At 63.6% G+C, this 1,436-nt stretch carries 2 protein-coding genes; one reads left to right on the forward strand and one right to left on the reverse strand.

The features are described 5' to 3' along the window. A partial coding sequence (locus ACXJL8_RS40935; protein WP_456687026.1) for a GGDEF domain-containing protein occupies positions 1-844 on the forward strand: 844 nt, incomplete at its 5' end. Between the two features lie 75 nt (positions 845-919). Here the strand turns inward: ACXJL8_RS40935 and ACXJL8_RS40940 are convergent. Then, a complete protein-coding gene (locus tag ACXJL8_RS40940; RefSeq protein WP_456687027.1) occupies positions 920-1,366 on the reverse strand; it encodes a TfoX/Sxy family protein in 447 nt (148 codons plus the stop codon). Positions 1,367-1,436: the final 70 nt, after the last annotated feature.

Consider the following 1,436-nt stretch of genomic DNA (forward strand, 5'->3'; position numbering starts at 1 on the left):
CTCCCACATCAAGACCACCGACCGCATCGACAAGGTCGGCGCGCGCGTCATCGGCGAGATCGACGACGTGATGAAGGTGCTGGGCGATGCGCTCGGCATGACCGGCTCCTACGACGCCAGCCTGTCGGGCGCGACCGAACAATTGTCGACGGCCAAGAGCCGCGAGCAGATCAAGGCGATCGTCGAGAGCCTGATACGTTCGACCAGCGAGATGCGCGAGACCAACAAGACGCTGGAAGACCGGCTGACGCTGTCGAAGAGCGAAATCAGCAATCTCCAGCAGAGCCTCGAGGCGATCCGGGCCGAGAGCCTGACCGATCCGCTCACCGGCCTGGGCAATCGCAAATATTTCGACCGCATGATCGGCATGGCCGTGCAGAGCGCGCTCACCAGCGGCGAGCCGCTGTCGCTCCTGCTGCTCGACATCGATCACTTCAAGTCGTTCAACGATTCCTATGGCCATCTCACCGGCGACCAGGTGCTGCGGCTGGTCGGCCTGTCGCTGAAACAATCCATCAAGGGCCAGGACATCACCGCGCGCTACGGCGGCGAGGAGTTCGCGGTGGTGCTGCCCAATACCGCGCTGCGCCAGGCGCTCACCGTCGCCGACCACATCCGCCGCGCCGTGATGGCGAAGGAATTGAAGAAGAAGTCGACCGGCGAGATCCTCGGCCGCGTCACCATCTCCGTCGGCGTCTCCATGCTCAAGCCGGGCGACGACAACGACTCCCTGATCGAGCGTGCGGACGCCTGCCTCTACGCCGCCAAGCGCAACGGCCGCAACCGCGTGATCTGCGAGGCCGATCCGGAATACGCGATCGAGACGCACAGCCGGGTGGCGTGACGCACCTTCACAAGCAACAGAGCCGTAGGGTGGGCAAAGGTGCGAAGCGCCGTGCCCACCATCTTTCCAGCATTTCTATCGTGAGCGGTGGGYACGCTTCGCTTTGCCCACCCTACGAACCGCATTCTTGGCTGCACGCTTCTTGACGGCAGGCTTCTTGGCCACGCGCTTCTTCGCCGCCTTCTTCGCTTTCGGCCGCTTCTTCACCTTGGCGCGCTGGGCGGCTGCGAGCGCCGCCCTCGCCCATTGTACGAGATCCTCGGAATCGTCGAACAGGCGCGCCGGCAACTCCCAGTAGGAGTTGACCGTCACCGTCTTGGCCCGGGTCGAATACTGGAACGGTTTTGAGCCTTCCGCTTCAAAGTCCGGGATGGTCACCTCGTCGGCACGGAAGAACAGGCCGGCGCGTAGAGACAGCGCAAAATTGATGCCGTCGGCGGAGATGCCGTAGCCGGAGAACATTTTTCGGATGGTGACGGGGCCGAAATCGGCGAACAGGTCGATCAGGAATTCGCGGTCCATGGCCCGGATACCTCCCCATCGTCGTCCCGGCGCAGGCCGGGACCCATAACCACAGGGAGGAGTTTAGCGA

The sequence above is a fragment of the Bradyrhizobium sp. P5_C11_2 genome (assembly GCF_054049755.1).